This window comes from uncultured Mailhella sp., from assembly GCF_944324575.1.
Lineage (GTDB): Bacteria > Desulfobacterota > Desulfovibrionia > Desulfovibrionales > Desulfovibrionaceae > Mailhella.
On the sequence record NZ_CALUWV010000086.1, the window covers coordinates 1 to 8,922 of the forward strand.

General features: G+C 65.4%; 4 protein-coding genes. 2 read left to right on the forward strand and 2 right to left on the reverse strand.

The features are described 5' to 3' along the window. Positions 1-7 precede the first annotated feature (7 nt). Together Q0J81_RS09030 and Q0J81_RS09035 are read right to left on the reverse strand one after the other, a co-directional pair. Positions 8-3,724: a polysaccharide pyruvyl transferase family protein gene (locus tag Q0J81_RS09030; RefSeq protein ID WP_294447316.1), complete on the reverse strand. Its 3,717-nt coding sequence runs from the start codon at positions 3,722-3,724 to the stop codon at positions 8-10. 1 nt (position 3,725) lies between these two features. Next, positions 3,726-6,140, reverse strand: coding sequence for a glycosyltransferase (locus tag Q0J81_RS09035; RefSeq protein WP_294447317.1), 2,415 nt, complete (start codon positions 6,138-6,140; stop codon positions 3,726-3,728). Positions 6,141-6,936: 796 nt separating this feature from the next. On the opposite strand from Q0J81_RS09035, the gene Q0J81_RS09040 reads away from it, so the two are divergent. Then, positions 6,937-7,701: a PD-(D/E)XK nuclease family protein gene (locus tag Q0J81_RS09040; protein ID WP_294447320.1), complete on the forward strand. Its 765-nt coding sequence runs from the start codon at positions 6,937-6,939 to the stop codon at positions 7,699-7,701. 12 nt (positions 7,702-7,713) lie between these two features. After that, positions 7,714-8,280, forward strand: a complete 567-nt coding sequence (locus Q0J81_RS09045; protein ID WP_294447321.1) for a hypothetical protein — start codon at positions 7,714-7,716, stop codon at positions 8,278-8,280. Positions 8,281-8,922: the final 642 nt, after the last annotated feature.

Genomic DNA, 8,922 nt, shown 5'->3' on the forward strand with positions numbered 1-8,922 from the left:
CGCGCCGTCAGTCCGCGTCCGGCAGGGAGCTGCTGCGGGAAGGCACGGCGCCGAGAAACTCGAAATTGCGTGCGGCAAGCTCGCGCAGACGCTCGTTGCAGCGGCGCATCATGGGCCGCGCGTCCGTGCGGAGCAGACGCTTCATGAGGCCCGCAAGATCCTCCGCGCCGAAGTCCGCCGCGTTCAAAGCAAGCGGCTCGTCGAACTCGAAGAAGCGGTACAGCCCCTCGAACTTGCCCTGATAGGCAAAGCTCACGGCCGGCACGTTGCGGCTCATGGCGGCAATGGCAAGGTGCATCCGCGAGGTGACGACGACATCGAGGGCGGCGGCCACGCGCTTGACGGCGGCCTCGTCCGGGCAGGCGGCCACGGCGTTCACGAGGGGCAGACCGCGGGAAGAGAAATACGCGGCCAGACGGCCCAGCAGTTCCCTGTCGGAATGCTTGTCCTCGTACACGCGGCTGTCGTGGGGCAGAAGCACGGCCACCGCGCCGGGCACGTCGGCAAAGGCGCGCGCGAGGCGGTCGAAAAAGCCGAGATAGCCGTCCGCCTTCAGCGCAACGGCGTGCAGGCCCACGGGATGCAGGCCCTGCGCCCGCAGACGGCGCACCTCATCGAGCACGGCGGAAACCTGCGGCGAGGGCGGCACGGCGTTCTCGTCGAAAAGGAAGGCGAGGTCGGCCACCTGCACGAGACCGGAGCAGCCTGCGGCGGCAAGCCGTCCGAAGCTCACGGCGTCGCGCACGTGCAGACGCGCAAAGGAGGAGACAGAACGCACGGCATCCAGAATGACGGGGTCTTCCGTGCTGCGGAAGGAAAAGCCGAGCACGTCCACGGGCAGGGAAAGCGCGTGCGCCCTTTCCATCATGCCGAACTGCTGGAGCGAACAGGCGTGGCCGTAGCCGCCGTCAAGGATGTCCGCCCCCATGAACACCACGTGATCGAACGCTGCCGCAGCCTCGGCAAAGCGCTCGAGCAGCGGACGGCCGTCCCGCGCGCCGATGTGGCGCACGTTCATGCCGTGGGCGGCAAGAAAGCCGTCTTCGCCGCGCCGTTCCCGGAGAAAGACGGCGGGAACCACGTCGGGGCGACGCTTCTTCATGCCGCAAAGCAGCGAAAGCAGCATGGCGTGATCGCCGAAGGAGCCGCAGCCGTCGTCCGGCGGCACGATGAGGCAGGAAGGCCCGTCGTCCGTCACGCCCACAAGCCGGGGACGCAGCACGCCTTTCAGGGTCGAAACGTCCGTCACCTCGGCCACGCGCGCGTTTGCCTCGTCGTTCAGGTCGCGGCAGAAGGCGCGCGTTCTGCGCAAAGGCAGCGCATGGCGGCAGCCTTCGGCACAGCGGCGGTTTTCCACCATTTCGGGCAGCGCCTCATAAAGCTCCGCCACGCTCAGGCTCCGCCGCTCCACGTCGGGCAGCGATTCCAGAAGGGGCAGCCCTTCCGCACTGCGGGCAACGGCCACGCCTTCCGCGCAAGCGCCGCCGGAGGCGCGCACGTCTTCCGGCATGGCCCCGATCTGCACGTCGCCCTCGCCCGCCATGGCGCACAGACAGTCGATGCACGCGCCCTGCGTGAAAAGCCGCTCCCGCTCTGCCAGCGCAAAGAGTTCCGCGCCGGGGCCGGACGCCCCGGGCCGGAAGGGAGACTCCGCCTTATTCTGCGCGTCGAGACAGCGGCGCAGAAACGGCAGGGATCGCACCCCGCTGCAGAAGAGCTCCACGGCCGTGAACGTCCCCTTGAGGTACGGTCGCGCCCGCCTGAGCGCGGCCAGATGACAGGGAAGTCCCACCACAAGGTAGCGCCCCTCGTGATCCCTGAGAAAGGCCGCCGCGTCCGCGTACGACACGGGCGCAGGCTGCGAGGCGGCCATGCGTTCCAGAATGTCGCGCTCGCGGGTGAAAAGCCGCAGCTGCGGCACGGCACCTTCCGCGCGCTCCAGCGCCAGCACGCCGTCAACGCGCGGCAGCGCATCCACAAGAAGGGAGCGCACGACGCCCGCCGAGGAGGAGCGCCGGCGCACCCTTTCGTCGGCAGAGCGGCAGGCAAACGCCCCCGCCATGCGTCCGAACACCGCATCGAGCGCCGTCGAAGCGCCGGAATCACCGACCGCATTTCCCTCTTCCGCCTCCGCGTTCCGCGCTTCGGCGCGCCCGTGCCCTGCCTGTTCGCAACGCGCTTCGGCGTGCCCGCACGCCTCCCCGGCAGAAGCCGGAGCCGAGGCCGGGCGCTCTTCGCCCGGCTTCGTTCCGTCCAGGGACAGCGCCCCGAATGTCTCTTCTTCCGCCTCCGCGTTCCGCATCTCTTCCCGCGGAGCATCGGCCGGGGTCCCGGCGGAGAAGACCCCGGCCTGCGTCATGGCCCCGCCCTTTTCCGCCGCGTTCCGCCTTCCGTCCTGTCCTGCCGCGTCCCCGGCAGGAGCCGGGCCGCCCAGCGGACACACGAGCGTGCAGCGCCCGCAGTTCACGCAGGAGGCAAGACGCCGGGCACGGGCAAAGCCGTGCTCATCAGAAACAAGAACCAGCGCCGAGGAGGGACACAGGGGCACGCACACGCCGCAGCCGCAGCAGTCTTCCCGAGGAGGTTCGGGAAGACGCCTTCTGCCGAAACAGGCATCGAAGGCGCGCACGTTCCGTTCAAAAAATTCCTGATAGAGGCTGCGCGAAAGCCCGGCAAGGGAAGCAAGCGCGGCATCGTCGCGCCACAGCTTCCAGAACCGCTCCACCAGCTCGTCCACGGTTTCGGCCCCGTGCCAGAAGGAATCCGACGCCATGCCCTTGATGCCGCAGCGCGTGGACAGCACCGGAAGCCCGAAGGACATGGCTTCCACCATTTTCACGTTGACCCCGGTGCCGAAGGTCACGGGAACCACCACCAGATCGAGCGAACGGTAGAAGTCCTCCGTCTTCGGCACCGGGCCCGCGAGCTCCACGGGCACGCCCGGCGGCAGCGAAAGGCCGTCGCGCTCGAAAAGCGCGCGCACCCCGCCGCCTATGACGAAACGCACGGCAAGCGGCTCCTTTTCAAACTTCGCGGCAAAGGCCCGCACGAAGTCCTTCACCATGGCGCAGTTCACCTCGTTGTCGCTGGCGAGAAAGCCCGCGCGCATGGTGCGGGGACGCGCCTTCGGCAGATAGCGCGGCGCGTCGAAATGCGACACCGTGACGCATTTTTTCGAGTGCGTGATCTCGTTGAAAAAGCGCGTTTCCTCGTCGCGGCGCGCCCATATCACGTCGGCGCGGGAAAGATAGCGCGCCTCATCCTGCCTCGTGCAGGAAAAGAACTCGTCGCGGATGGCGTGGGATCGAAGAAACAGATGCCGGTCGGTCATGCGGTCGTGGGTGTCGATGATCCTGAGCACGCCGTCCGGCACGAATTCCAGAATCCGGGAATGAAAAATGTAGGTGCATATCACCGCCTGCACCCGATAGCGCAGGCACAGTTCGCGCACCTTCTCCCCGAGCCCGTCGAAATAACGCGTGTCGAAGACGTAATAGCCCTTTTCGTCGCGCACGGGCCGCGCCTCGTCCGCAATGACGTCCAGCGTGTCCACAAGCGTCTGCGAAAGAAAAAGAATCTCGCCGCTCTGACCGAGCTCGTTGAGCAGCACGTAATGCACGCGGTGGCCGAGCCTGCGCAGACGGGCGACGTACTCGCGCACGGTGGCAATGTTGCCGTGTCCCTCGGGCAGCAGCCGTATCTGAGAAAAATAGAGAATGTCCATGTCAAAACTCTCCGGGCAGCTCGTTGGACACAGGCTGCGCGCTCATGAAGCGGGAAAATTCCTCTTCCGCCAGACGGCGGGAAAAGCGTTCGGCCACAAAGGGCACGCAGCAGGCATGGCGCGCGTTCCAGTACGCCTCGTCGGTGCACAGCCGCGCCACGGCCTCTGCCATGGCAGAGGCGTCGTCCGCCACCAGCACGGCGGGCGTTTCGTCCCGCCCCTGCGCGCCCGTGGCGGTCGCCGCCACCGGCACGCCGTGCGCCAGCGCCTCCACCACCTTGCCCTTCACCCCCGCGCCGAAGCGAAGCGGCGCCACGGCCGCCTTCACGCGGGCATAGAGCGCGGCAAGACGCTCGTCGGAAAGCGCGCCTTCCCAGCGCACGCGCTCCGCGCAGGCCTCCGTCTTCGCCGCCGAAAAGTCGCCGGAACCCACCACGTGCAGCACAACGCCCGGCACAAGACGCTCAAGACGCGGCATGACCTCGGAAAGAAACCAGCGCAGACCGTCGAGATTGGGCCCGTGGGAGCTGCCCACGAACACGATTCCCGCGCTTTCGGCAAAGGATGCGTGCTCCGGCACGGCGGCAGGATCGTACATGTAGGGCACAATGGCGCGCACGTTCGAGCCGGGCGCAAGCGCGCGGAAATACGCGGCCTCCTCCTCCGAGGGATACCAGGCCGCCGTCACCGATGAAACCGCCGCCACTTCCCGTTCCTTCACGGCCAGAATTTCGGCCTCGTCCGGGCTTCCGGTGAGACGCCGTTCGCGCTCCATGCGCAGATGATGCGCGTCGTGCCCGTAGTAGAACACGCCCACGCCGCGCGCCATGAGGGACTTCGTCAGAAACTGCGCGATGACGTTCGGCCGCGAAAAGAAGGCGTAGTTCAAAAACGGCCCGTGATCGACAAGCGCCCGGGCGTCGTCGCGGCAAAGCACTTCCACGCCCATGTCGCCAAGCAGGGAATGATACGGTTCCTGCCTCTCGGAGGCAAAGAGCGCGCAGAACTTGACGCACAGCCCCATGGCCAGAAAGGTCTTCATGAACTCGAACACGGTTCTGGCCCCGGCATGCCGGTCGAACTCGGGATAGAAGTCGTCCACCACAAGAATGGTTCTCGGCCGCATTTTTCCGGAAAAGGGCATCTTTTCCGGGGCGTAGACGGTTCTTGAGGCAAAGAACGACGCCCATTTCTCCCGCAGCAGCCGATTGTTGCGCTCCATGAGCACGCCGTTGCGCTTCTCGTAGGACAGGCTGCCGAAATGCACGATGACCGAGCGCGGCTGCACGTACACGCCGAAGCCGCGGCGGGCGACCTCGAAGCAGTAGTCGGGATCGTCGCAGTAGGCCGGAGAAAAGCGTTCGTCAAAGCCGCCCGTCTCCCGGAAAAGATCCGTGCGCGTCATGAGCGAGCAGCCGGACACGTAGTCGGCCCTCTTGAACCAGGCGTACATGCCGTGTTCGGGATCGGGCACGATCCAGGTCTTGAACTCGTCGGCAAAGGTGTAGACGCCGCATTCCTGAAGCGTGCCGTCGGGATGCACCACGCGCGAGCCGATCACGCCCGCGTCGGGATGCCGCTCGAACGCCTCCACCAGGGAGGAAAGCCAGCCTTCGCGCACCACCACGTCGTTGTTGAGGAAGTACAGATAGCGCCCCCGCGCCAGACGCGCCGCGTCGTTCACGTTGCGTATATAGCCCCGGTTCACGGCGCTGCGCACAATGGTCACGTTGCGCGCGTATTCGGCCAGACGGCGCGTGTCGTCGGTGGAGGCGTCGTCGGCCACAATCACCTCGCAGGGCACGTCGTCCAGGTGCTCAAGCACGCTGGTCAGACACTTCTTCGTATACTCGACCTGATTGAACACGGGAATGATGATGGACACAAGCGGCTGCTCCGCCACGGGAAAGACCACGCCCTCCTCTCTGGCGGGCGTGGCGGCGAGCATTTCGGCGCAAAAGGGCGCGGGGCCGGTTCTGCGGCGCAGCAGACGCAGGCCGAAGACGTAGTACGTCTTCTGACTGCCGCGTCGCGTCCACATGAAGGTGTTCACGTCAAAGACGCGCACCTTGCATCTGTCCGGCGACTTTTCCCGGCGCACCACGGTGTGACCGAAAAGACGATACTTCTTCACCCGCACAAGGTCTCTTTCAAAACGCTCCACGGAAAACGCCTTCTGCAGAAAAGGACAACGGCGTCCGCCGTGCGCGCCCCCGGCATGCAGAAGACGAAGTCCGAAAAGGTAATACGTCCTTTCTCCGCCCCGCATCGTGCGCATGAACGTGTTCACGTCAAAGACGCGCACTTTGTATTTGTCCGGCGACTTTTCACGGCGCACCACGGTGTGGCCGAAAAAGCGGCATTTCTTCACCTGCGTCGTGCCCGACATCGTCTTTTCTGTGGAAAACATCTTCATGAGGCCGTGCCGCTCCCACTTTTTCTGAGGTTGATGGGGTATTGTCCGCGCTCTTTGCATGGCTTTGACGCTCCGCGCCGCGCGAACGGAGAAAAAAAACGTTCCCGAAGCCGGAAAACGCGGAAAAAAGCGTCCGAAAACGGGGCGGAACCGCTCCCGTCCCCTCAGATACAGAACACTCTGCATGATAATACAATGATAATCATGCCCTGCTGCATGTTTTCGGAGAAACGGACGCCGAAGACACGCCGGGAGCCGGGGAAGGATCGGGGGAAAGCAGAACGCGCCGGGGAACGCCGGGGCGCGAGGGGCAGCAGGACGCCGGGGGAAGGCGCAGGGCCGGGGCGGAAGCAAGGGACGCGGGCGGGGAAAGCCCCGGGGAGCGTGGGCGGGGCGCGGGACGCAAGGGAGAGCGGGAGGCGGAACGAGGGGAAGCTGGACGCGCGAGGGACGCCGGGGCGCGAGGGGCAGCAGGACGCCGGGGGAAGGCGTGGGGATGCGGGCGGGAGCGAGGGACGCGGAGCGCGCCGCGCCGGAGAGTGAGGAACGCGGGAGGGAAGAGGCAGCGCAACGAGGAAAAAACGTCGGCCGAGGGAGGCAACGCGCGCCGCGAACGGGAAAACGCGCGGGCAGGCAGAAACAACGGCAAGGCGCACGAGATCCGGGGGAAAGGCGTGGGGCGTCCCGGACTTTTCCCGTTCCGCCCTTGTGATGCTGCGGGAATTGCCCTATCATGCAGGCACGGCTTTTTCCTTTTTCCGACCGGAAACGGTCAGTGTCGCAAGGGGACGTTTTCATGGACGACGATGCCGCCGAAACGACCGCGCGCTGCAACGCGCTTATTCGGGCATGGAGGGAGCGACAAGCGGCGCTTTCCCGGGCGCAGACCCAGCGCATCGACGAGGTGTTCACGGCGTGGCGGGCGCAGGGCGGGGAGGATTCCGCCACGAAGCGCTGCGGCCTTCTTCTTGAGAAGGCGCGGGAAGTTCAGGCACAGGCGGCCCGCTCGGGCGAGCTCGTCAACGTATGGAACATCCGTCGTCACCATGAAATGGACTACAGCGCCGTGCTGGCCTGGCTTTTCGACGCGCAGGCCGATCACGGTCAGGGCAACGCGTTTCTGAGCGGTTTTCTCTGTCTTGTGCAGACGCTTTTCCCCGACAGTAACGACGCGTGCAGCCTGCCCCTGCAGGAACGCTACGAGGTCTTTACGGAATGGCCGCTCGGTCAAAGCGGCCGCGCCGATATCTTTCTTCGTTCCGCGTCGGCGGACATCATCGTGGAAGTCAAGATATACGCGCCGGAGCACGGGGAGCAGCTCCCAGACTATCAGCGCTGGCTGGACGGCCGGAAGAAGACCGGACGCCGGGGCGCGTGCCTTTTTCTCACGCCGGAGGCGCGCGCGGGCCAAAGCGCCTCCGCCCTGCCTCTGAGCTGGAAGCAGACCGGCATGACGTTTCTCCGGGTGCTTTCCCGGCTCGGGCAGGAGCATCCTCAATTTCAGAACTCCATGGCCGACAGACTCATCCGACAGTTCTGTCTGCACGTCATCATGCTGTAACGGGAGGCAGGCATGGAAACTTCCTCGGCATTGAACAGAATGGTCATCCGCAATCTGGACGCCTTTCTTCAGATGAAAAGCGCCGTCGAGTCGTGCGACCCTCTGCTGAAAACCACGCTCAACCACTGCGTCATCCGATATGTTCAGGGCGTCAGGGGCTGGAAATGCACCTGCAGTTCTCTGGACATTCTCATTTTTCCCGCCGACGGGCCGGAGCCTGGCCGTATCAGCTACCAGCTCATCTGGCCCGGCGACGACTCCTACTGGATGGCCCACGCCACGGCGCTCGACGGACGCAGACTTGCCTGGGCGCTTCAGCTCAGCGACGCGGTCACGAAAAAACGGCCCCTCGGCGAACTGCTTTCCACGCTGGAAGCCATGCCGGAAGGGTCGGAAATTCTGACATTCGACAGGGAAGAACGCCTCGCCTTCCCCTTCACCGTGTCCGCCGAGGCTCTTGCGGACAGCTTTCCCGACTTCTCCCGCGCGCTGGAAGGTCCGGTTGCGGCCTCGCTCGACGCGCTCATGCGCGCCCATCCCGCGCTGGACGCGTGGGCGAAGGAACTTGCCGGAGCCTAGCGCCCGGAGGCGTCTGCCCTGCCCGGAGGACGGACGCCCGACCACACGCGACAACCGGGAGCGCAGACAGGGGCATCAAAACGGCCTCCCCATCCGAAAAGAGCCCCGGACGGCAACGCCCGGATGCCGTAAATCCGCGCCTTTTCCGGTTGCCGGGGCGCTTCCCTTCTGCCGCCTTTCCTGCGGGCCCGGCGGCACAACGCGGGAAAACGCACTTTTGCGCGCTCCCTCTTCCTCTCCCCTGCCGCAAAACGCCATGTGCCCGGCAAAATGTCGGGGACTTGATTGCGTGCGTGACGTTTCGGCGGTATCATCGTTTGTGAATATAAGGACACCCCTGCCCGGGTCGGGCCTTCGTTGCGTGCTTATTCCTCCTTCCACGCGGCCCGGCCCGCCAGGGATATTTTTTTTTGGGGGGCACATAAGGCCCGAGTGACGCCGACATTCCTTTGCCTGCCTTTTCTTTCCTTCTCCCGAGTACCGCTCACGCCCGTCAGCTCCGGACACGCTGTACGGACGCGAGGCTTGCACGACGGTCATTGCGTTTTACGCCGCGAGTGAATCGCGGCTACTTATGACCGTCGGCCGGGCCGCTCGAAAGCGGCCCGGGGCCCCCGAGCGTTGAGAGATGTTTTTCTCGTT